Origin of the sequence: Bacteroides sp. K03, from assembly GCF_019734355.1 — a bacterium.
In the GTDB taxonomy this organism is placed as follows: Bacteria; Bacteroidota; Bacteroidia; order Bacteroidales; family Bacteroidaceae; genus Bacteroides; species Bacteroides nordii.
In genome coordinates this window covers 1-25571 of record NZ_JAASHC010000048.1, presented here as the reverse complement: position 1 = coordinate 25571, position 25571 = coordinate 1, and the positions used below count along the sequence as shown (strand labels likewise).

The 25571-nt window shown below is 42.5% G+C and carries 17 protein-coding genes; all 17 read left to right on the top strand.

Annotated features, from left to right (window positions below; all coding sequences use genetic code 11):
- The first annotated feature begins 148 nt into the window (after window positions 1-148).
- The 17 genes from HCG69_RS20250 to HCG69_RS20890 all read left to right on the top strand — a co-directional run bounded on the left by HCG69_RS20250 (window position 149) and on the right by HCG69_RS20890 (window position 25412).
- A complete protein-coding gene (locus HCG69_RS20250) occupies window positions 149-604 on the top strand; it encodes an HU family DNA-binding protein (RefSeq protein WP_221651528.1) in 456 nt (151 codons plus the stop codon).
- 147 nt (window positions 605-751) lie between these two features.
- Window positions 752-1672: a 16S rRNA (cytosine(1402)-N(4))-methyltransferase RsmH gene (rsmH, locus tag HCG69_RS20245; RefSeq protein ID WP_221651527.1), complete on the top strand. Its 921-nt coding sequence runs from the start codon at window positions 752-754 to the stop codon at window positions 1670-1672.
- 68 nt (window positions 1673-1740) lie between these two features.
- Window positions 1741-2103: an FtsL-like putative cell division protein gene (locus HCG69_RS20240; protein ID WP_221651526.1), complete on the top strand. Its 363-nt coding sequence runs from the start codon at window positions 1741-1743 to the stop codon at window positions 2101-2103.
- A 78-nt stretch (window positions 2104-2181) separates the two neighbouring features.
- Window positions 2182-4281: a penicillin-binding protein gene (locus HCG69_RS20235; RefSeq protein ID WP_221651529.1), complete on the top strand. Its 2100-nt coding sequence runs from the start codon at window positions 2182-2184 to the stop codon at window positions 4279-4281.
- 60 nt (window positions 4282-4341) lie between these two features.
- Entirely contained in the window at window positions 4342-5793 is a 1452-nt protein-coding gene (locus HCG69_RS20230; RefSeq protein WP_221651525.1) for a UDP-N-acetylmuramoyl-L-alanyl-D-glutamate--2,6-diaminopimelate ligase, read from the top strand.
- A gap of 77 nt (window positions 5794-5870) precedes the next feature.
- Window positions 5871-7139 carry a phospho-N-acetylmuramoyl-pentapeptide-transferase gene (gene mraY / locus HCG69_RS20225; protein ID WP_221651524.1) on the top strand — a complete coding sequence of 423 codons (1269 nt, stop codon included), beginning with the start codon at window positions 5871-5873 and terminating at the stop codon, window positions 7137-7139.
- 170 nt (window positions 7140-7309) lie between these two features.
- Window positions 7310-8644 carry a UDP-N-acetylmuramoyl-L-alanine--D-glutamate ligase gene (gene murD / locus HCG69_RS20220; RefSeq protein ID WP_221651523.1) on the top strand — a complete coding sequence of 445 codons (1335 nt, stop codon included), beginning with the start codon at window positions 7310-7312 and terminating at the stop codon, window positions 8642-8644.
- Between the two features lie 29 nt (window positions 8645-8673).
- Entirely contained in the window at window positions 8674-9966 is a 1293-nt protein-coding gene (locus tag HCG69_RS20215) for an FtsW/RodA/SpoVE family cell cycle protein (RefSeq protein WP_221651522.1), read from the top strand.
- 73 nt (window positions 9967-10039) lie between these two features.
- A complete protein-coding gene (gene murG, locus HCG69_RS20210) occupies window positions 10040-11152 on the top strand; it encodes an undecaprenyldiphospho-muramoylpentapeptide beta-N-acetylglucosaminyltransferase (protein WP_221651521.1) in 1113 nt (370 codons plus the stop codon).
- Window positions 11149-12543: a UDP-N-acetylmuramate--L-alanine ligase gene (gene murC, locus HCG69_RS20205; RefSeq protein WP_221651520.1), complete on the top strand. Its 1395-nt coding sequence runs from the start codon at window positions 11149-11151 to the stop codon at window positions 12541-12543. The genes murG and murC overlap by 4 nt, the downstream gene beginning before the upstream one ends.
- 30 nt (window positions 12544-12573) lie before the next feature.
- Window positions 12574-13311 (top strand): cell division protein FtsQ/DivIB, encoded by a 738-nt coding sequence (locus tag HCG69_RS20200; protein WP_221651519.1) that lies wholly within the window; start codon window positions 12574-12576, stop codon window positions 13309-13311.
- 58 nt (window positions 13312-13369) lie between these two features.
- Window positions 13370-14803, top strand: a complete 1434-nt coding sequence (gene ftsA / locus HCG69_RS20195) for a cell division protein FtsA (protein ID WP_221651518.1) — start codon at window positions 13370-13372, stop codon at window positions 14801-14803.
- 81 nt (window positions 14804-14884) lie between these two features.
- A complete protein-coding gene (ftsZ, locus tag HCG69_RS20190) occupies window positions 14885-16198 on the top strand; it encodes a cell division protein FtsZ (RefSeq protein ID WP_221651517.1) in 1314 nt (437 codons plus the stop codon).
- Between the two features lie 90 nt (window positions 16199-16288).
- Entirely contained in the window at window positions 16289-16738 is a 450-nt protein-coding gene (locus tag HCG69_RS20185; RefSeq protein ID WP_221651516.1) for a GatB/YqeY domain-containing protein, read from the top strand.
- Between the two features lie 259 nt (window positions 16739-16997).
- Window positions 16998-20186, top strand: a complete 3189-nt coding sequence (locus HCG69_RS20180) for a TonB-dependent receptor (protein ID WP_221651515.1) — start codon at window positions 16998-17000, stop codon at window positions 20184-20186.
- A 22-nt stretch (window positions 20187-20208) separates the two neighbouring features.
- Window positions 20209-21858, top strand: a complete 1650-nt coding sequence (locus HCG69_RS20175; protein WP_221651514.1) for a RagB/SusD family nutrient uptake outer membrane protein — start codon at window positions 20209-20211, stop codon at window positions 21856-21858.
- A 146-nt stretch (window positions 21859-22004) separates the two neighbouring features.
- Complete coding sequence (locus tag HCG69_RS20890; protein WP_221651513.1) at window positions 22005-25412, top strand: sulfatase-like hydrolase/transferase; 3408 nt, start codon at window positions 22005-22007, stop codon at window positions 25410-25412.
- Window positions 25413-25571: the final 159 nt, after the last annotated feature.

Here is a 25571-nt window from a genome sequence, read left to right as displayed (position 1 = left end):
AGGCTGAAAGCAGGATGGGATGAAAAATACCTGTCAACACTTTTACAGGACAGCGCATTTTAATGCGTCGGCCCTGTCACAAGACAAGTATACAAGAACACAGTAATCTTGTACATAAAAACATTATTATCAATAATATAAAAAGTATATGTCTATCAACTATGTAGTAACCAAAAAGGTGGATAAAACGAAAGGAGAAGTAAAAGTACGTTATTATGCTACCACAAGGGCTATGCAAAAAAAGCCTGTTGACAGTTCACAGATTGCAATGCAGTTAGCCGAAAGAAGCTCTCTGCAAGATGGAGATGTAATGTCGGTGTTGACACAGTTATCGGGGATCATCGCCGGACACTTGCACGAAGGCAGGACAGTAAGTATTGACGGATTGGGAAATTTCTTCCCAACCATTAGTAGTGAAGGAGTAGAAAAGCCGGAAGAGTGTACAGCAGATAAAGTGTGGGTAGCACGTATCGGATTCAAAGCGGCTCCTGCTTTTTTGAAAAAGGTACGAATAAAAACCAAATTCATCAGTATCCAATTGCAAGAAGGAAGAAAAGCAGCTGCTAAAAAGAAGAAAGCAGCAGAAGCAGGTAATGAGAAGTGAACATAAAAATAATAGGGAAAAAGAGAACGAAGAAGCATTTAACAATCTGTTGAAAACTTTATTTCACATTTTCTATCGGAGAGATTCTTTTTTCTTTGAGAAATACGTATTTTTGCCGACACTTGCTTATATAATAAGGTGAAATAGATGAAGAAAGAACAAGAGGAATTGACATATCACGTACCTGTACTACTAAAAGAAAGCGTAGACGGAATGAATATTCGCCCCGGTGGAACGTATGTAGACGTTACTTTCGGTGGTGGCGGACATTCACGGGAGATACTTTCACGTTTAGAAAAAGACGGACGTTTACTGGGGTTTGACCAGGACGAGGATGCCGAACGGAACATTGTCAATGACCCACATTTCACATTTGTACGAAGTAACTTTCGCTATTTGCATAATTTTCTTCGCTATCATGAAATAGAAAAAGTGGATGCTATACTGGCAGATTTAGGGGTATCATCTCATCACTTTGATGACAGCGAACGAGGATTTTCATTTCGCTTTGACGGAGCACTGGATATGCGTATGAACAAGCGGGCAGGACTCACAGCTGCTGATGTATTAAATACCTATGATGAAGAACGGCTGGCAGATCTTTTTTATCTGTACGGAGAATTAAAAAACAGTCGTAAACTGGCATCGGTTATAGTAAAATCCCGTGCTGCCGGACAGATTAAGACAATAGGTGAGTTTCTGGAAATCATCAAACCGTTATTTGGACGTGAACGGGAAAAGAAAGAATTAGCCAAAGTATTTCAGGCACTTCGCATAGAAGTAAACCAGGAAATGGAAGCATTGAAAGAAATGTTGCTGGCAGCAACGGAAGCGCTAAAACCGGGTGGAAGATTAGTAGTAATCACTTATCACTCGTTGGAAGACCGAATGGTAAAAAACATCATGAAAACCGGTAATGTTGAGGGCAAAGCAACACAAGATTTTTTTGGAAATCTGCAAACTCCATTCAAACTGGTAAACAATAAAGTGATTGTCCCGAATGAGGAAGAGATAGAACGTAATCCGAGATCACGAAGTGCCAAACTAAGGATAGCGGAAAAGAAATAAAAGAGAAGCTTGTTAGTAAATTGAGACCAGACTTTCTAAAAGATAAGTCAACTAAAATAGAGACAACGATGGAAGAAGAAAAGATAACAAAAGAAGAGCCGAAAGGAGGGAAAAAGAAAAAAAGAGCCTCCCTGAAAAGTATTCTTGGAGGAGATATTCTGGCAACAGACTTTTTCCGCCGCCAAACGAAGCTGCTGGTACTTATCATGGTATTTATCATCTTCTATATCCATAACCGATATGCCAGCCAGCAACAACAGATTGAAATAGACCGGCTTAAAAAAGAGCTTATCGACATAAAATATGATGCACTGACACGTAGTTCGGAGTTGATGGAAAAAAGCCGCCAGTCACGTATCGAAGAGTATATCTCGACTAAAGAAAGTGATTTGCAGACTTCGACCAATCCACCGTATGAAATCAAAAAATAAAAAACACAGAGAACAGGTAACTTTAAATAGTAAATCGTTAAACAGTTAATAGTCTTGGCAGTTAATAAAAAAAACATAATGACCCGTTACTTCTTCGTCATCCTCATTATGGGGTTGGTGGGAGTAGCAATTGTTGTAAAGGCAGGCATTACCATGTTTGCCGAACGACAATACTGGCAGGATGTAGCAGACCGTTTTGTAAAGGAGAATGTAACCGTAAAACCGAACCGGGGTAATATTATCTCATCCGACGGTAAATTAATGGCAAGTTCACTGCCGGAATATCGCATCTACATGGACTTTAAAGCTGGAGCTCCTGTTAAAATAGACTCATTAAAAAAACACATGAATGAGATCTGCGAAGGATTACACCAGATATTTCCAGACAAAAGTGCTGCCGAGTTTAAAGCGCATCTTCAAAAGGGAATAAAAAAAGGAAGCCGGAACTACCTGCTCTATCCCAAACGAATCTCTTACATTCAATACAAAGAAGCCAAACGCCTGCCTGTTTTTAACATGAACAAATATAAAGGCGGGTTTCATGAACTGGCATACAACCAACGCAAGAAACCATTCGGTTCTCTGGCAGCTCGTACCTTAGGGGATCTTTACGCTGACACAGCACAAGGTGCAAAGAATGGAATTGAACTGGCTTTTGATACATTGCTCAAAGGACGGGACGGAATCACACACCGTCAGAAGGTAATGAACAAATACCTTAACATCGTAGACATTCCTCCCATAGATGGTTGTGATCTTATTGCCACCATTGATGTAGGAATGCAGGATATTTGCGAAAAGGCACTGGTGGACAAACTGAAAGAGTTAAATGCCAGTGTAGGCGTTGTTGCATTGATGGAGGTTTCAACAGGAGAAGTCAAAGCGATAGTCAACATGATGAAAGCTGCAGACGGTAACTATTACGAAATGCGTAACAATGCTATCAGTGACATGCTTGAGCCGGGATCCACTTTCAAGACTGCTTCTATTATGGTAGCCTTGGAAGACGGACACATCACTCCGGACTATGAAGTAGATACGGGAAACGGTATCAAAATGATGTATGGACGTGCAATGAGAGACTGGAACTGGCATCGTGGCGGATACGGAAGAATCAATGTAACACGTATTCTTGAAGTATCATCTAACGTGGGAACTTCAAGTATCATAGACCAATTCTATCATGACAAACCACAAAAGTTTGTAGATGGACTGAAACGTATGAGCATTGACCAACCCCTACATTTACAGATATCAGGAGAAGGTAAGCCTAATATTAAAGGACCCAAAGAACGCTATTTTGCAAAAACGACTCTTCCCTGGATGAGTATTGGTTATGAAACTCAGGTACCACCCATGAATATCCTGACGTTCTATAATGCCATTGCAAATAATGGTGTTATGGTACGCCCCAAATTTGTAAGAGCAGCTGTGAAGGATGGAGAAGTAGTAAAAGAGTTTCCAACAGAGGTGATTAATCCTAAAATTTGCTCAGACAATACATTGAAGCAGATACAGGAGATTTTGTACAAAGTTGTTCATCAGGGATTGGCAGGACCGGCAGGTAGTAAGCAGTTTGCCGTTTCGGGAAAAACAGGTACGGCACAGATCTCACAAGGTGCCGCCGGATATAAGACAGGAAGAACAAATTATTTAGTTAGTTTCTGTGGATATTTCCCTTCGGAAGCTCCGAAATACAGCTGTATTGTTTCGATTCAGAAACCCGGGTTACCAGCTTCGGGAGGTTTGATGGCAGGTAGTGTATTTGGTAAAATTGCAGAAAGAGTCTATGCAAAAGACCTGCGTCTGCCACTGACAAATGCCATCGACACAAATAGCGTAGTCATTCCCGACGTAAAAGCCGGAGAGATGAATGACGCAAAACGGGTACTGGATGAACTGAACATACAAAGCCAAAGCAAATTTGACTTAAAGAGTGGCAAGGAGACCTGGGGAAGTACACATGCAGCTCCCAAAAGTGTTATTTTAGAAAGCAGAGATCTTATGCGGGATTTTGTACCAAGCGTTATAGGCATGGGAGCAAAAGACGCTGTTTATTTGCTTGAAAGCAGAGGAGTGAGAGTAAATCTGGTAGGTGTAGGCAAGGTGAAAAGCCAGTCGATAGCTAACGGAACGAGAGTAAAGAAGGGACAAACAATAACACTCGTACTGCATTAGAGAGATGGAAGTGAAGATTTTGAATAAGTAGTACGTGTCAACCGAATATAAAAAAAGAAGATGAAGTTAAATGAATTATTAAAGGCTATTCAACCGATACAAGTTATCGGAGCTTCGGACATAGAAATAACAGGAGTCAACATTGATTCCAGACAAGTGGAGGCAGGCCATTTATTTATGGCTATGCGTGGTACACAGGCAGACGGGCATGCATATATTCCCGCAGCAATTGAAAAAGGAGCCATAGCTGTGCTTTGTGAAGATATGCCTGAACATCCGGAAGAAGGTATCACCTATATACAAGTGAAAGACAGCGAAGACGCAACCGGTAAAGTTGCCACTACTTTCTTTGGAGATCCTACTTCAAAAGTGGAATTGGTGGGTGTAACCGGAACAAACGGAAAAACAACAATCGCTACCTTATTATATAATACATTCCGTTATTTCAGATATAAAGTAGGACTCATCTCAACTGTATGTAACTATATTGATGATGAAGCAATTCCGACTGAGCATACCACTCCTGACCCTATCACACTAAACCGATTGCTGGGAAGAATGGCTGATGAAGGCTGTAAATATGTTTTCATGGAGGTAAGCTCCCACTCCATTGCTCAGAAACGTATCAGTGGTTTAAAGTTTGCAGGAGGTATCTTCACCAACCTGACCCGCGACCATCTGGATTATCATAAGACAGTAGAAAACTATCTGAAAGCAAAGAAAAAATTCTTTGATGACCTACCCAAGAGTGCATTCAGTCTTACTAACCTGGATGATAAAAACGGGCTGGTAATGACGCAGAACACACGTTCGAAGGTGTACACCTACTCTCTGAGAAGTTTGAGTGACTTCAAAGGCAGAGTGTTGGAATCACACTTTGAAGGAATGTTGCTTGATTTCAATAACCATGAATTGATGGTACAATTCATAGGCAAATTCAATGCTTCCAATCTTCTGGCTGTATTTGGTGCAGCAGTGTTGCTTGGTAAGAAAGAAGAAGACGTACTGGTAGCACTCAGTACACTTCATCCGGTAGCCGGACGTTTTGATGCCATTCGTTCTCCACAGGGATATACAGCAATTGTTGATTATGCACATACTCCGGATGCTCTGATAAATGTGCTGAATGCCATTCATGGAGTACTCGAAGGAAAAGGAAAAGTGATTACCGTAGTAGGTGCCGGAGGTAACCGTGACAAAGGCAAGCGTCCTATTATGGCCAAAGAAGCTGCCAAAGCAAGTGATCGCGTTGTCATCACATCGGATAACCCTCGTTTTGAAGAACCTCAGGACATCATAAATGATATGTTAGCTGGTCTGGACACAGAGGACAGAAAGAAAACAATCAGTATTACAGACCGTAAAGAGGCTATTCGCACCGCTTGTATGCTGGCCGAAAAAGGAGATGTAATTCTCGTTGCCGGAAAAGGGCATGAGAATTATCAGGAGATAAAAGGAGTGAAACATCACTTTGATGATAAAGAGATACTGAAAGAAATGTTTAATGATTAGTGATTAATGATTAGTGCTATGCAGCCTGACAGCACAGCCGACTAATCGTTTATCACTAATCCCTTATCACTAAAATCATGTTATACTATCTATTTGAGTGGCTACATAAATTAAACTTCCCCGGAGCGGGAATGTTTGGATATACATCTTTCCGTGCATTGATGGCTATCATTCTGGCACTGCTGATTTCAAGTATCTGGGGTGACAAGTTTATCAACTTGCTGAAACGAAAGCAAATCACGGAAACACAGCGTGATGCTAAAATCGATCCTTTTGGCGTCAACAAAGTAGGTGTGCCCAGCATGGGAGGAGTTATCATCATTGTAGCCATTTTGATACCTTGCCTGTTGCTAGGAAAATTACACAATATCTACATGATATTGATGCTCATTACCACTATATGGCTGGGATCACTGGGATTTGCCGATGACTATATCAAAATATTCAAAAAAGACAAAGAAGGATTACACGGTAAGTTTAAAATTATCGGTCAGGTAGGATTAGGGCTGATTGTCGGATTAACCTTATACCTCAGCCCGGATGTGGTAATTCGTGAAAACATCGAAGTACAAACTCCCGGACGTGAAATGGAGGTTATACATGGAACGAATGATCTTAAGTCTACTCAGACTACCATTCCATTCTTTAAAAGCAATAACCTTGACTATGCCGATCTGGTAGCTTTTATGGGTGATCATGCTCAAACAGCCGGTTGGATATTGTTCGTTATCATCACCATCTTTGTGGTGACAGCCGTATCCAACGGAGCCAACCTGAATGACGGTATGGACGGTATGGCTGCGGGTAACTCCGCCATTATCGGATTAACACTGGGAATACTCGCATATGTATCGAGCCATATTGAATTCGCGGGATACCTGAACATCATGTATATCCCCGGATCGGAAGAACTGGTAATCTTCATCTGTGCATTTATCGGTGCACTGATAGGATTCTTATGGTACAATGCATATCCGGCACAAGTATTTATGGGAGATACGGGTAGCTTGACAATTGGCGGCATTATCGCCGTATTTGCCATCATCATACACAAAGAATTACTGATCCCGATTCTTTGTGGTGTGTTCCTGGTTGAAAACCTGTCGGTAATTCTGCAACGTGCTTATTATAAAGTTGGTAAACGCAAAGGAGTGAAACAACGTCTTTTTAAACGTACGCCTATACACGACCATTTCCGTACATCAATGAATCAGATAGAAGACGGATGCCGGGTAGTGTTTACAAAACCGGACAATCTGTTTCACGAATCAAAAATCACAGTTCGCTTTTGGATTGTAACAATTGTCCTGGCAGCCATAACGATTATTACATTAAAGATAAGATAAATAAAGATTCAATGCGTCAATATGCCAATGTGCCGATTAAGAAAAGCCAATGGAGTAATGAAGCATGAACCCCAAAGATAACAAAGAGAATTAACCGGATTATTAACCACTAAAGTTTGTGCACTGCCATTGGTGCATTAGCATATTGGCCTATTAGCACATTATTGAGAATGAAAAGAGTTGTAATTTTAGGAGCAGGTGAAAGCGGCGCAGGTGCTGCCGTATTAGCCAAGGTAAAAGGGTTCGAGACGTTTGTATCAGATATGTCCGCCATTAAGGACAAATACAAGAAACAACTCGACAGCCACGGTATTGCCTGGGAAGAAGGCCATCATACCGAAGAATTGATTCTGAACGCCGACGAGGTGGTAAAAAGCCCGGGGATTCCGAATGACGCTCCATTGATTCTGAAACTAAAGGCACAAGGCACGCCGATTATATCGGAAATAGAATTTGCCGGACGCTATACGGATGCAAAGATGGTTTGTATCACCGGGTCAAACGGAAAAACAACAACAACCAGCCTCATTTACCACATTTTTAAAAGTGCAGGACTAAATGTGGGACTGGCAGGAAATATAGGAAAAAGCCTGGCTTTGCAAGTAGCAGAAGGCAAGCATGATTATTATGTAATCGAACTAAGTTCATTTCAACTGGACAACATGTACGAATTTCGTGCAAACATCGCTGTCCTGATGAATATTACGCCAGATCATCTGGATCGTTACGATCACTGTATGCAAAATTATATTGATGCAAAATTCCGTATTACTCAAAACCAAACTCAGGACGATGCTTTCATTTTCTGGAATGACGATCCTATCATCAAACGAGAACTGGAAAAGCATGGTCTAAAGGCACACTTATACCCATTCGCAGCAGTAAAAGAGGATGGAGCAATTGCCTATGTAGAGGATAATGAGGTAAAAATCACAGAGCCAATTGCGTTCAACATGGAACAAGAGAAGTTGGCACTGACCGGACAACATAATCTCTATAATTCACTGGCAGCAGGTATCTCGGCCAATCTTGCCGGTATTACCAAAGAAGATATCCGCAAAGCATTGTCGGATTTTAAAGGTGTGGAACACCGTTTAGAGAAAGTAGCCCGCGTAGGTGGTATTGATTTTATCAATGACTCCAAAGCTACCAATGTAAACTCTTGTTGGTATGCTCTGCAAAGTATGACAACCAAAACAGTGCTTATACTTGGTGGTAAGGATAAAGGAAATGACTATACAGAAATAGAAGATCTGGTACGCGAGAAATGTTCGGCATTGGTGTATCTGGGACTGCACAATGAAAAGCTACATGCTTTTTTCGACCGGTTCGGATTACCGGTAGCCGATGTACAGACCGGCATGAAAGACGCAGTAGAAGCTGCATATAAACTGGCTAAAAAAGGTGAAACCGTACTGTTAAGTCCTTGTTGTGCCTCCTTCGATCTCTTCAAGAGTTACGAAGATCGTGGCGACCAGTTCAAAGAGTACGTTCGCGCCCTCTAATTTTTAATCTTTAATTTTTAAATTAAACAGTGGATCTATTAAAGAACATATTCAAGGGCGATAAGGTAATCTGGATTATCTTCCTCTGCCTCTGCCTCATCTCAATCATTGAGGTGTTTTCGGCAGCCAGCACCCTGACGTATAAGAGCGGGGACCACTGGGGACCGATCACACAGCATTCTATCATCCTGATGGTGGGGGCCGTTGTTGTAGTGTTGATGCACAATATCCCTTATAAATGGTTTCAGGTATTCCCTGTTTTCCTATACCCTGTCTCTGTTGTACTGCTGGCTTTCGTTACGCTGATGGGTGTTATCACAGGCGATCGCGTCAATGGTGCAGCACGTTGGATGTCGTTCATGGGATTACAGTTCCAGCCATCGGAACTGGCAAAGATGGCTGTGGTTATTGCAGTTTCTTTTATTCTATCCAAAAGACAGGATGACGAAGGAGCCAATCCGAAGGCATTCAAATACATCATGATTATCACCGGGCTTGTTTGCCTGTTGATTGCTCCGGAAAACCTTTCAACAGCAATGTTACTATTCGGAGTTGTATTTCTGATGATGTTTATCGGACGGGTAGCAGCACGGAAACTACTTCTTTTAATAGGTTCATTGGGATTGGTAGGTATAATAGGTGTCGTGTTTCTGCTGGCGATTCCAAAGGATTCGGATATTCCTTTCCTACACCGTTTTGACACATGGAAAAGTCGTATCACCAACTTCACAGAGAAAGAGGAAGTACCGGCTGCTAAGTTTGATATAGACAAAGATGCCCAGATAGCGCATGCCCGTATTGCTATTGCAACAAGTAATTTTGTTGGTAAAGCACCTGGTAACTCTATTCAACGCGACTTTTTAAGTCAGGCATTCTCTGATTTTATATTTGCCATCATTATAGAAGAGCTTGGCCTGGTGGGAGGAGCTTTCGTAGTTTGCCTCTATATCTGGCTACTGGTACGTGCCGGACGTATAGCCCAAAAATGTGAACGAACATTCCCGGCTTTTCTGGTAATGGGCATAGCACTCATGTTGGTATCGCAGGCGATTTTAAATATGATGGTAGCCGTTGGTTTATTCCCGGTGACAGGTCAGCCTCTGCCACTCATCAGTAAAGGAGGAACTTCAACTTTAATAAATTGTGCCTATATCGGTATGATACTGAGTGTAAGTCGTTATACTGCGTATCTTGAAGAGCAGAAAGAACGTGATGCACAACTACAGATGCAGATAGCAGCAGAAACAACCGAGGCTCAGATAGTTGCAGAACCTACAGCACAGGTATTGAATAGTGATGCAGAGTTTGAGAAAGAAAAATAGTTGAGAGTTACAGGTCGTTGCGTCCCGATATCCTATGATATCCGCAATCAGTAGTTCACTAAAATAATGTATAATGGAAAAAGAGCTTAGAATTATCATCAGTGGCGGTGGCACAGGAGGACATATCTTTCCGGCTGTATCCATCGCCAATGCCATAAAAGAGCAATGTCCTGATGCTAAAATATTATTCGTTGGTGCTGAAGGCCGAATGGAAATGCAACGTGTACCTGATGCTGGTTATGAGATTATCGGACTGCCGGTTGCCGGATTCGACCGCAAACGTCTGTGGAAGAACTTCGCTGTACTCATTAAACTGGCGCGTAGTCAATGGAAAGCAAAAAGTATCATTAAGAAGTTTCGCCCTCAGGTAGCAGTAGGCGTTGGTGGCTATGCCAGCGGACCAACTCTGAAGATGGCTGGTATGATGGGAGTTCCAACTCTGATACAAGAACAAAATTCTTATGCAGGAGTAACCAATAAGTTATTAGCAAAGAAAGCATGTAAAATATGTGTGGCGTATGATGGTATGGAAAAATTCTTTCCGGCAGCTAAAATACTGATGACAGGAAACCCGGTTCGCCAAAACCTGTTCACCAATAATCAGAGCCGGGAAGAGGCCATACAGGCTTTCGGACTCAGTCCGGAAAAGAAAACAATACTGATCTTGGGAGGTAGCCTTGGCGCACGTACCATTAATAATACGCTGATAGCAGGGTTACAAACCATAAAAGAAACAAGCGGCATTCAATTCATCTGGCAAACAGGAAAAATATATTATCAACAAGTAATGGAAGCTGTTAAGGCAGCAGGAGAAATTCCGAATCTGTATGTAGCAGACTTTATTAAAGACATGGCCACAGCTTATTCAGCAGCCGATTTAGTGATTTCCCGGGCTGGTGCGGGTTCTATATCAGAGTTCTGTCTGCTGAACAAACCGGTTATTCTGGTTCCTTCGCCTAATGTAGCTGAAGACCATCAGACTAAAAATGCATTGGCCCTAGTCAATAAGCAGGCTGCTATATATGTAAAAGATGTAGAAGCAGAAGAGAAACTGTTGTCCGTAGCATTAGAAACAATTACCAATGCTACGAAATTAAGAGATTTAAGTGAGAATATAGCAAAGTTAGCATTGCCGGACTCTGCTACTATCATAGCAAAAGAAGTGATAAAATTAGCACAACAATGAATATCGAAACTATAAAATCAGTCTATTTTGTTGGTGCCGGTGGCATCGGAATGAGTGCACTTGTACGCTACTTTCTTTCCAAAGGAAAATTTGTAGCCGGTTATGACCGTACTCCCAGCGAACTAACTGAGTGCCTTATTGCCGAAGGTGCACAAATACACTACGAAGAAGATGCAGACCTGATTCCTGAAGTATGTAAAGACAAGGAAAGTACCCTCGTCGTACTGACACCCGCCGTACCACAGGAACATGCCGAACTGGTTTATTTCCGTAACAACGGTTTTGAAATACAGAAACGCGCTCAAGTACTGGGAACCATTACACACTCCAGTAAAGGGCTTTGCGTAGCCGGGACCCATGGAAAGACAACTACTTCGACGATGACTGCACATTTGTTACACCAGTCACATGTGGGCTGTACAGCTTTCCTAGGAGGTATTTCCAAAAATTATGGAACTAACCTGCTACTTTCGAAGACAAGCCCGTACACTGTAATCGAAGCGGATGAATTTGACCGTTCCTTCCACTGGCTATCTCCGTTTATGTCTGTCATCACATCTACGGATCCCGATCATCTGGATATCTACGGAACAGCAGAAGCATACCTTGAAAGTTTTGAGCACTACACCACGCTTATTCAGCCAGGTGGTGCATTGATTATTCGCAAAGGTATTTCGCTGCAACCTCAGGTACAGCAAGGAGTGAAAGTATATACTTATTCGCGCGACGAAGGTGATTTCCATGCTGAAAATATCCGTATCGGAAACGGTGAGATTTTCATTGACTTTGTGGGACCGGATGTACGTATCAACGATATCCAACTGGGGGTACCCATAAGTATCAACATTGAAAATGGAGTGGCTGCCATGGCACTTGCTCACCTGAATGGTGTTACTAATGAGGAAATTAAACAAGGTATGGCGAGTTTCCATGGGGTGGACCGTCGTTTCGATTTCAAAATCAAAAACGATCGCGTAGTCTTTCTGAGTGATTATGCTCATCATCCGTCAGAGATCAAACAGAGTGTGCTGTCTATCCGCGAATTGTATAAAGACAAAAAGATTACAGCTATTTTTCAACCTCATCTATATACACGTACGCGTGATTTTTATAAAGATTTTGCAAGTAGTTTATCCCTCTTGGACGAAGTAATTCTGGTAGATATCTACCCGGCGCGTGAACAACCCATACCGGGAGTAACCAGCCAACTGATTTACGATAATCTCCGTCCCGGTATTGAAAGATGTATGTGTAAAAAAGAAGAAATACTGAATATCCTGGAAAACAAGAATATAGAAGTATTAATCACTCTTGGAGCTGGTGACATAGACAACTATGTTCCATCTATTACAGAAAAATTAAATACAAGATTGAACAAACCTCAATCATAAATTGTAAATCGTATAATTGTAAATGTCATTATGCTGAAACGGATTCTTTTATCCCTCGTCCTGTTGCTCGTCACTGCCTATCTATGTATAGCCGTGACAGTATTCAACCGTAAACCGGCCAACCAGGTTTGTCGTGACATGGAATTAATTATCAAGGACACGGTTTATGCCGGTTTCGTAACCAAAGACGAAGTAGCCGGAATACTACAAAAGAAAGGAATCTACCCCGTAGGAAAGAAAATGGAACGTATCCAGACTAAAACCCTGGAACGGGAACTGGATAAACACCCGCTTATTGACGAAACAGAATGCTATAAAACTCCCAGTGGCAAACTCTGCGTAGAAGTTAAACAGCGTATTCCAATCCTCCGTATCATGAGCAATAATGGCGAGAACTATTACGTAGATAACAAAGGAACCATCATGCCCCCCGAAGCCAAATGCGTAGCTCGCCGGACAATTGTAACCGGAAATGTAGAAAAGTCGTTTGCAATGAGGGATTTATATAAGTTTGGTGTATTTTTGCAGAACAATCCGTTTTGGGATGCTCAGATAGAACAAATTCATGTACTACCCGGCAAGGATATTGAATTGGTACCACGGGTAGGTGATCATATTGTCTATCTTGGAAAACTGGAACACTTTGAAGATAAGCTGGATCGCCTGAAAACATTCTATAGGAAAGCCTTGAACGAGGTGGGATGGAATAAATATTCACGCATCAGTCTGGAGTTCAGTAACCAGATTATCTGCACCAAGCATCAATGATGAATGCCTGCGCGCAGCCAATTGTAAATTGTAAATTGTAAAATCGTAAATAAGAAATATGGCAACAACAGAATTTATCGCCGCTATTGAACTGGGTTCATCAAAGGTTACCGGCATTGCCGGAAGAAAGAACAGTGACGGAAGTATGCAGGTGTTGGCTTATGCCAAAGAAGATTCCTCTTCGTTCATCCGAAAAGGAATTATCTATAATCTGGATAAGACAGCCCAAAGCCTTACATCCATCATTAACAAGTTGGAAGGCGATCTGAAAAACTCAATCGCCAAGGTATATGTAGGTATCGGCGGACAATCACTCCGTACCGTACGGAATGTCGTAAGCCGTGATCTGAACGAAGAAACAATCATCTCGCAAGAGTTAGTGGATGCTATCTGCGATGAGAATCTGGAAATTCCGTTGGTAGACATGGATATATTGGATGTTGCCCCACAGGAATATAAGATCGGGAACAACCTGCAAGCAGATCCTGTAGGAGTGGCCGGTAGCCATATAGAGGGGCGTTTCCTGAATATCGTAGCACGGGCTTCGATCAAAAAGAATCTGGAACGCTGTTTCGAACAGGCTAAAATAGAGATAGCCGACCTGCTTATCTCTCCATTAGTAACTGCCAATGCCGTACTAAGCGAAAGTGAGCGCCGTTCCGGTTGTGCACTTATCGACTTCGGAGCTGACACCACTACAATCTCTGTTTATAAAAATAATATTCTTCGTTTCCTCACTGTATTGCCATTAGGTGGAAACAGCATTACACGTGACATTACTTCCATGCAGATGGAAGAGGAAGAAGCCGAACGCCTGAAAACAACTTTCGGGAATGTAATGTACGAGGAAGAAGAGAGTGAAGAAGCTGCTACCTGCCAACTCGAGGACGGAAGTCGTACAGTCGAGTTACAAGCATTAAACAACATTATCGAAGCGCGGGCAGAAGAAATCATCACAAATGTATGGAATCAAATTCAGTTATCAGGCTACGATGACAAATTATTGTCCGGCATTATCATCACCGGTGGAGCCGCTAATCTGAAAAATCTGGATACTATGCTTCGCAAAAGGAGTAAGATTGAAAAGATACGAACTGCCAGAAGTATCCGCAATACGATACAGACAGACAGCAATCTGATAAAGAAAGACGGCACACAAAATACATTATTCGGTTTGCTTTTTGAAGGGAAAGAGAACTGCTGTCTGGTAGAAGCACGTCCCGTAACTCATTCGCAACCTGTCATAACCGAACCGGTCAATATGTTCGAAGAAGATGAAGCACTGAAAGAACAGGAAGCTGCCGCCCGCGAAGCAAAGAAGAAAAAAGATGAAGAAGATAAACGACGCCGGGACGAAGACAGACGTCGTAAAGAAGAAGAAAAACGTAAGAAAGAAGAGGCACGAAAGAAGAAAAAAGAGGGTCCCAGTTGGTTTGAAAAGACTTTCAATAAGATTTCTAACGAGATCTTCTCGGATGACGATATGAAATAATAGTAAATTGTAAATAGAAAACGTACCTTAGTGTCAATATCAGATAATGGTCATGACCATAGGGAATAAATAATAAATATCATGACGGACGAGATAGTACAATTCGATTTCCCGACAGATTCGCCAAAGATCATCAAAGTAATTGGTGTAGGCGGTGGTGGCGGTAACGCCGTAAACCACATGTACAGGGAGGGTATACATGACGTAACATTCGTTCTCTGTAATACAGATAATCAGGCATTGGCAGAATCGCCCGTGCCGGTGAAACTACAATTAGGTCGTAACATTACGGAAGGTCTGGGAGCAGGTAACCGCCCCGACCGGGCACGTGATGCAGCCGAAGAAAGTATCGAAGACATCAAGACCCTACTGAATGATGGTACCAAAATGGTATTTATCACTGCCGGAATGGGAGGGGGAACAGGAACCGGTGCTGCTCCTGTTATAGCCCGTATCGCCAAGGAGATGGATATCCTGACTGTAGGTATCGTAACTATCCCTTTCATCTTCGAAGGAGAAAAGAAAATCATCCAGGCATTGGATGGTGTAGAGCGTATCGCCCAACATGTAGATGCTCTGTTGGTTATCAACAATGAACGCCTGAGAGAAATCTATTCAGACCTTACTTTTATGAATGCGTTCGGAAAAGCGGATGACACACTTTCTATCGCAGCCAAAAGTATAGCTGAAATTATCACCATGCGCGGTACGGTAAATCTGGACTTTGCAGATGTAAAAACGATCTTGAAAGATGGTGGCGTAGCCATTATGAGTACCGGTTTCGGAGAGGGTGAAAATCGTGTGACAAAGGCCATCGATGATGCCCTGCACTCACCGCTACTGAACAACAACGATATCTTCAACGCAAAGAAGGTCATGCTGAATGTTTCTTTCTGTCCTAACTCAGAACTGATGATGGAAGAAATGAACGAAATTCACGAGTTCATGAGCAAATTCCGTGAAGGAGTAGAAGTAATCTGGGGTGTGGCTATGGACAATTCACTGGATAAGAAAGTAAAAATAACCGTACTTGCTACCGGATTTGGTGTAGAAGACGTGCCAGGTATGGACAGTGTGCTCGAGAAACGCAGCCAGGAAGAAGAAGAACGCCAACTCCAACTGGAAGAAGAGAAGGAGAAAAACAAAGAACGTATTCGCAAAGCATATGGCGAAAGTGCCAGCAGCATTGGAAGTAAAAATATCCGTAAACGTCGTCATATCTATATTTTCAGTGCTGAAGATCTGGATAATGACGATATCATTGCAATGGTAGAAAATTCACCAACCTACCAACGTGATAAAACTACTCTTGGCAAAATCAGAGCAAAGGCAGCTTTGGAAGAAGAGATCGCAACGGAAGAAGCCGTGGACGAAAGCGGACTAATCACTTTTTGAATTGAGAGTTGAAAATTGAGAGTTGAAAATTAAAGAAATAAGAGTTTTTTTTAATTGTAAATTGTAAATCGCTAAATTGTAAATATAGTTATGGATTTATTCGAAAAAGTCAGCGAAGACATCAAAAACGCAATGAAGGCTAAAGATAAAGTAGCCCTTGAAACACTGAGAAATGTAAAGAAATTCTTTCTGGAAGCCAAAACAGCTCCGGGAGCAAATGATATTCTGACAGATGATGCTGCTTTAAAGATCATCCAGAAACTGGTTAAACAGGGAAAAGACTCTGCAGAAATTTACATCGGACAAGGACGTCAGGACCTGGCAGACGGTGAATTGGCGCAAGTAAAGGTTATGGAAGCCTATCTACCTAAACAGATGACGCCAGAAGAACTGGAGGCAGCGCTAAAAGAAATCATTGCAGAAACAGGTGCTACAAGCGGTAAAGATATGGGTAAAGTAATGGGAGTTGCCTCCAAAAAACTTGCCGGACTGGCGGAAGGCCGCGCTATATCTACTAAAGTGAAAGAGTTACTCGGTTAATTCTTCAATATACAGAGGAATTCTCTACGAGATAACCGAAGTAAATACCAGCACTTAAAAAGATGTCCCGGAAAGAGAATATTGATCTCTTTCCGGGACATCTTTTATAATATTCAACAAATTTATATTTAATTTACACAAGATTAAAATCCAAAAATCAAAATTAAAAATAACAACAACGAAGCTGAAAGCGCAAAAAGAAATAAAATATTACATTGCAGACACTAAAACCTAAGTATTAATCTTAATTCAAACACGTATGAAAAATGTATTACGCTACATCTTTCTTGTATTATGTACTTGCTTCACTCTACAAGTACACGCACAAGGAAGTATCGAAGTTACTGGTCAGGTGGTTGATGCCGATCAGGAAGGTTTACCCGGTGCAAATATCCTTATTAAAGGAACAACAGTAGGAACTACGACCGATGTGGAGGGTAACTACAAACTTACCGTTACTAATCCCGGTCAAGCCGTGTTAGTATTCTCTTTTATAGGCCTTGACTCGAAAGAAGTGGCCGTGAAAAATCAACGCAGAATTAATGTCACTCTTGAATCATCTGCTGTCGAACTGGAAGAAGTCGTAAAAATCGGATATGCTACTGTTAAACGGAAAGACCTGACAGGTTCGGTGTCTTCAGTAAAAGCCAGTGAGCTGGCAGCTGTGCCCATTTCAGATGTAACCCAGGCATTAAGTGGTAAAGTGGCCGGTGTACAGGTAATCCGCTCACAAGGTTCACCCGATGCTGATGTATCTATAAAAGTACGTGGAGGTACATCGATTACACAAAGTAACGAACCTCTTTATATTATTGACGGTTTCCCCTCGGAAGACGGATTGAAAGGAATCGAAGCCAATGATATTGAGTCAATTGACATCCTGAAAGATGCTTCGTCGACAGCCATTTATGGAGCAAGAGGAGCAAATGGTGTGGTTCTAGTAACAACGAAAGGCGGTAAACAGGACAAATTGAATATCAGTTACGACATGTATATAGGATTCAAAAAGGTAAATAAGAAGTACGACCTCCTGGATGTAGAGGATTTCGTAAAATTAGACTACGAACGTTACATCGATCAGCCGGATAAAATGCGTGATGTGATCATTCCAACTTATGGAAATTTCGATGAATACAACCAGTTATATGGAAACCGATCCGGTATCGACTGGCAGAAAGAGGTTTTTGAAAACCACTCTGCTATCAGCCAACAGCATAAATTCACAATCAGCGGAGGGAGTAAAACCTCAAAGTATCTCTTCTCTTATACACGCAATGATGACAAAGGTATCTGGTATGGTAGTGGGCTAAAGCGCGATAACTTCCGTATGAAGATCAACCAGGTAGCATCCGAATGGCTTAACCTATCGGCCAATGCAAGTTATATTGACGAAACAACAGAAGGGCTGGGAAGTCTCCAGGAAGGTGGAGCATTCAGCCGCATGCAACATGTGATACAATATCGTCCTACTATCGGCAAAAACGGCAGTGACAATGACTTACTTATCAATGATGACGATCCGGTATTGCTACTCGAAGGTGCAAGCCCCATGCAAAGCCCGATTGCTTCTATCGAAAGCGAATCTATAGAAAAACGAAACCGCATCCTGAATATCAATGGAGATGCTGAAATCAAATTCAATAAAGAATGGTCTTATCGCGGAACGGTTGGTATCCGTAAGCGGATGCGCAACGAAGATGTGTTTTATTCGGAACGTTCAAAGCAGGCAAAGAATGCCGGGGCTCCTTTTGGATGGAAAAAATCAACGGACGAAGAGAGTTTTATGTATAATAATGTGTTGACCTATAATAAATCATTTAACATCAATCATCAACTCGATCTGGTAGGTGGTCAGGAATTTATCTCTTTCAAATCAAAATACTTAAAGACAGGGGCAACTAATTTCCCCGACAAGAACTTCGGTCTGAATGATATGTCGTTAGGGGCTTCACCCGATATTGTACAGACGATCAATCAGGAAGAGCGTATGCTATCATACTTCTTTCGTGCCAACTATAACCTGAAACAAAGGTATCTTTTCGCAGCTTCCATCCGCGCAGATGGTTCATCCAAATTCGGAGCAAACAACAAATGGGGCTATTTCCCCTCTGCCTCTTTTGCATGGAGAGCTTCCGAAGAGGAATTTATTAAACGCTGGAATGTATTTTCTAATCTGAAGGTAAGACTCAGTTACGGTGCTGCCGGCAACAATCACATCGATAACTACCTTTCACTTTCAAAAATAGGTTCGGTATGGATCCCCTATGGTACAGGTACTCAAAGTGGCTTTGTTAGTAAACAGCTATACAATCCCGACTTGAAATGGGAAACCAATATCACTGCCAACCTGGGACTGGATATGGGATTCTTCGATCAACGCCTGCAACTGACTGTAGATATCTATAACGTAGAAACCAAAGGTTTGCTACTGGACGCTCCTATCCCTCAATTATCCGGCTTTAAAAACATGATGATTAATGCGGGAAAAACCAATAACAAAGGTGTAGAAGTATCTATTACGTCACATAACATCCATACCCGAGACTTTACCTGGACTACCAACATCAACCTTGCACACAACAAAAACAAGGTGAAAGAGCTGTACATGTCCGACTATATGGAAATCGTATCAGGATGGGCACAAACCTCTGAATTCAATAAGAGTGACTACATGATCCGGGTGGGACAGTCGTTGGGACAAATGTATGGCTATCGCCTGAAAGGCATTTATACGATGGATGACTTTACATACGATGCCAATCAACAAAAATATATATTAAAAGAAGGTATACCCTATGATAAAAGCCGTTATCCCAAACCCGGTTATTGGAAGTTTGAAGATATAGATAAAAACGGAGAAATCACCGATAAAGATCGTGAAGTTATCGGGAATGCCAATCCCAAACTCTATGGTGGTATGACCAATACATTGACCTGGAAAGGCTTTGACCTGAGTATCTTCTTGAATTTCTCCATAGGAAACAAGGTATACAGCGCCAATAAAATGTATTATACAAAGTTCAATAACCAGTGGCGCAACACACTGAAAGACGAAGCCCTGAGCCGTTTTACCGTAATGAATGCCAAAGGTGAATATATCTTCAACGATCCGGCACAACTGGCAGAAGTGAACAGAAACAGAAACTACGTATCCATTGAAGGAAGTTCTGATCTTTATCTCCACTCCGGTTATGTAGAAGACGGCTCGTTCCTGAAGATTAACAATATCTCATTGGGATATACCCTTCCACGTGAACTGACAAAGAAAATCAAACTGTCAACAGTACGTTTCTATGCCACCGGATACAATCTTCATACATTCACAAAATACTCCGGTTATGACCCGGAAGTAAACACATACCCTAACAACGGTCTGACTCCGGGAATCGATTGGGGAGCTTACCCTTCTTCTATCTCCTTCGTATTTGGTGCAAACATCGCTTTTTAAACTTAAAAAAAGAACATGTATTATGAGAACAACAACGATTAAGCATATAGTAACCCTGCCACTTATTGTTTTGGGTATGGGCATATTTACTTCCTGCGAAGATTTCCTTACAGAAAAGAAATATGACTTCATTGACGAAGCTGACTTTTATACCAATAATACCGAATTAGAACTTGCCGTAAACGGAGCTTATGAAGTGCTGAGTGAGAAGATGACTTACGGACATTTTATGCTCGTCAACGACTGCGATACTGACCTGAGCCATATCAAAGGTTCGGGTACAGGACAAGCTGCACGAGATATTGGCCACTATAATATCTATGCCGCACATACCTGGCTGGAAGAATCATGGGGGCTTTACTATACAGGTATTGACCGTGTAAACCGTATCATGGACAATAAAGAGAAAGTGGAATTACCGGATGAAGCAAGTAAAGCTACTTTCAAACGCCTGATTGCCGAAGCTCGCCTTCTGCGTGGACTTTGTTACTTTGATCTTGTACGTATGTGGGGCGATGTACCGATGAAACTAACCTCATCAAAAAAGAGCGAAAACTTCCTGATCCCCCGCACTGATCGTGAAAAAGTATATGACCAGATTATAGAGGATATGGAAGCTGCTGTTGCCGACCTGCCCTGGCATGACGAAGTTTCTTATACGGGACGTCCTTCCAAAGGAGCGGCTATGGGATTACTGGCACGTGCTTATCTCTTTCGTGCCGGATACTCCTTGCACCAGGATGGAAAGATGAAACGCCCGGACAATTACAAAGAGTATTACAAACGGGCCAAAGAAGTTTGTAACGAACTGATCACTTCGCATCACCACTCACTGAATCCAAGTTATGAACGGGTATTCCGCAATGTATGCGAGTATAAACTGGAACCGAAAGAGGTGATGTACGAAGTACAGTTCTATAACCCGACAGGAGGTACGGAACATACCGGTAAAATCGGCTCATACAACTCACCTGAGATTGACAGAAACTCTTCTTATGGGTTAGGAAATTCATTTATCAAAACTACTCACATCTTCTATAATTATTTTGATGAAGATGATCCACGCCTCCCAACCGCTATTGCTACATTCAAAATAGACAAAAATGATAAAGTAATCGCTGTTCCCCTTAACGAGAGTTATAATTGGGCACCAGGCAAATGGCGTCGCAACTGGGTAGCAGGTTCTCCAAAAGACCTCGAAAACACAGATGTAAACTTCATCCTGCTACGCTACTCTGACGTACTGCTGATGTATGCTGAAGCTGTCAATGAATACGACGGGCAGCTGGACGATCTGGCTATTGAATGTTTGAATCAGGTACGTCGCCGGGCTTATGAAGCCGACCCTACAACCCCGAATGCAGAGCTGGACTTCACAAAAGCAGACTTTCCCACACAGCAAACCGTCCGTGATTATCTATATATGGAACGTGCACGCGAACTTTGCTTTGAAGGTTTTCGCAGATTTGATCTTATCCGATGGAATTTATTGGGTAGTACAATTGCCGATTTTGCAGTGAAGTTCAAAGCAGCCGTAGCTGACGGTACACTGAAAGCCTATACCTGGGCAGCAGGAAATCGTTTCGAAGCGGGCAAACATGAATTATATCCGATACCAACTTACGAAATACGGGAGACGAAGGGTATCGTGACCCAGAATCCGAAATATTGATAAAACCCCGGGCCGCAGGTTGTATGAACCTATACAAATTATAAACTCTTAAGTCCATAACAATTAGTGTGATTATCTTTTGTTCCGGGTTTGTATAATCTGCGGTCTAAGGGGAAAGCTGATACAGATTTTTATCCCTGACAATTATGAAATACAAGTTATTATCAGCCCTGCCGGGCCTCATCTTACCTCTGGCACACAGTAACGCTACCGGGCAAAAACAGCCCGAACGGCCAAACATTCTCTGCATCGTTTGCGAAGATATCAGTCCTTACCTGGGATGTTATGGCGACGCTGTAGCCGTTACCCCCAACCTGGATAATTTCTCACGCGAGAGTATACGCTACACGGGTATGTACACCACGATCGGAGTCTCTTCTCCAAGTCGTGCAGCACTTATTACCGGGATGTATCCAACCTCCATTGGTGCCAACAATATGCGTACAGCACAAAACAAGTCGAAACCGGCCGGCATACATCCATACGATGTAGTACTTCCGGCAGGTATCAAATGCTATACGGAACAGATGCGTGCCGCAGGTTACTTCTGCACTAATAACTCAAAAACAGATTATCAGTTTGCCGCTCCTCTAACCGCCTGGGATGAACAAGGAGATCGGGCACATTGGAAACATGCTCCCGAAGGAATGCCCTTCTTCTCCATCTTCAATCTCAATGTGACGCATGAGTTTCAGGTAATGAAACGTGCAGACCAGCCTTTGAGTGTTCAGCCGGAAGATATCATTCTTCCTCCCTATTATCCGGACGATCCTGTTGTACGCAAAGACATGGCCATTCTTTATAGCAATATCACCGAAATGGACCGTCAGTTTCAGATACTGGTAGACGAGCTTAAAGCATCGGGTAAACTGGACAATACAATTATCATATGGTACTCAGACAACGGAGGCCCCATGCCCAGACAAAAAAGAGAACTATATGAATCAGGGGCACTTGTGCCGTTTATGATACGTTTTCCCGACGGATACAAAGCGGGAACGGTAGACCAGGGGTTGCACATGTTTGTTGATATCCCTGCAACAATCCTTTCACTGGCCGGACTACCTGTACCTGAATATATGCACGGTCGTGCTTTTTTAGGTCAATACAAGCAGAAACCGCGTAAGTATGTTTATGGTGCGCGCGACCGCCTCGATACTTTCTATGAAAAACAAGGCTGTGTACGTGATGAGCGCTATCGTTATATACGCAACTATCGTACTGAACAACCCGACTATCTACCCATCATCTCCCGCGCCGCTATGCCTATGATGGCCCGTATGGCAGAGCTCCATGAAGCCGGAAAACTAAATGCCGATCAGGAGAAATGGTTCAAATATCCTCGTCCCGAAATAGAATTCTATGACGTACAAGCTGATCCGCATGAACTAAACAATCTGGCGGATGACCCTAAATATAAGAAAAAGATAAAAGAACTGAGTGATGAATTTGACCGTTGGATATCAACTTATAATAAGATGTGGAAATACACCGAACCGGAACTCATTGAAATGTTTCGCCCGGGAGGTGTACAGCCTGTAGTAGCCCGCCCTGAAGTAAAGATAGAAAACGGAACAGCTACCCTGACTTGTAGCACCGAAGGAGCTTCCATTGCTTACCAGATAAACGGACGTGGATTGAACGAACACCACTGGTTCCTCTACACAGGTCCGTTCAGCGTAAATCCGGGAGATAAAATTTCGGCTATCGGTGTACGTGCCGGATACAAAGACAGCTCTATACAAGCCGAAGCCGATGAGCTACTTGCCGAATGGGTGGAAACACTCCTTACCTATCAGATCAATCACAAAAATGCCTCATTGGACGGAGGACTTCTTTGTCCGGCCTGTGCCCGTGTACACGGGCGTTGTGGTGATGCTGTGCTACCTTTAATGTATATTGCCGAGAAAACGTGTAATGAGAAATATGTAACAGCAGCCAAAAACCTGATGCACTGGATGGGCAACGTTCATCAACCGGATGGTTCATGGATGAATGATGTGAACGTGTCGGACTGGAACGGAACAACCGTATTTGCTGCCATCGCTCTTTATGAAGCCTTACATCATCACGGTCATTTACTGGACGATTCGACCCGCAATGCCTGGCGTGAACAACTCTTGCAGGCCGGAGAATTTATCTATGGTGATAAATTCATCTACAGCCGTCGTCGTGAAGGGATGCGCAATATGAATGTAAACTACTCCGCCTCGGCAATCTATGCCCTCTTTGCTATTGGCACAGAATTCAACCGGCAGGACTTCATCGCCCGTGCCCGCGAAACGGCCGGAGACTTAAAAGCCTTCTTCACCACCAATGAATATTTCCTTTTTGGTGAAGGTCCCGAAATAAAAAATAAAACACGCAATGGTTGCCTCCCGGTAGACCTTCTATATAATGTAGAAGAGTCACTTCCCAATATGGTTTACTATGCCCGTATGGCAGATGATAAGGAGCTAATGGCACTCCTGGAAAAATCAATGGATACCCATCTTGAATTTATGCTCCCCGACGGAGCATGGGACAACAGTTGGGGAACCCGCAGCTTTAAATGGACGTATTGGGGAGGACGTACCAGTGACGGTTTCATGGGAGGATACTATACACTTGCCGACCGACATCCGGAATATGCAGAAGCCATACACCGCAACATCGCCTTACTGAAAAAGGCAACCCACAACGGACTATTACACGGAGGTATGAATTATCACGACTGCGGTGTAGAAGCCTGCATTCATCATACCTTCGGACATGCCAAAGCACTGGCTTCTTTTCTCAACCAACCGGTAGTTACTCCGGCCCCCGTTCTACTCCCACGAGATAAGACTTATGGAGTGAAACGTTTCAAGGATATCAACACCTGGCTGGTGAGCGAAGGCGAATGGCGGGCTACCGTCACCGGATTCGATTCGGAATACAAAGTGAAAGGTACACATCCGATGGGAGGAGTTCTTTCTATGTTATGGAACAAACAGATCGGTCCGGTATTTGCTGCCACCATGAATCTCTATACACTGATCGAAGCTCCTAATATGCAGGCCTATACACAGCCACACCGTATGGCTGGCAGCCCTCGTATAGAATTAATTGAAAATGGAACGATGTATAGTAACCTCGACGATCTGGACACAAAAATAACTTATCAGAAAAAGGGAAACGCCCATCAGTTTCATATTGTAACGCATCTGGTAGATAGCAAACAGCAATTTTCTTCTGCCGGAAAAGAAGCTGTGGAGATTGATTATATCTTCCAGGAGAAAGAGATCGGCATTCACTGCTCTATCCCTGAACCACTAAGAAAAGCCGGTGTGCAACTAACGCTGCCCATCATTGCCGCGCCGCAGGAAAAAGAAAATATAACCGAACATTCTGTTCAAGTAAATAAGGAAGGAGGAGTTTTAGTACTCAATAGCCCGCAAACGCTTACAATCGCTCCAACAGATGAAAACGGACGTATTTTCAACCCTGTCCCCGGATTTTGTTTTATCCCTGTGATTGTACAACCCAATGAAAAAGGGGAAGTAGAAATAAGTATCCGTATTACAGCACCTTAAAAATCCCTACTTATGCGAATCAGTTCACCACAGAGTAGCACAGAGTTCCACAGAGTACTATTTATCTGATAAAACGCGGATTAACGCAGAATTCTAAGACCTGCGCAAATATTTGTGCAAGAAAAAACAGTTAAATAAGTTAAATGGGTTGCTATCTAG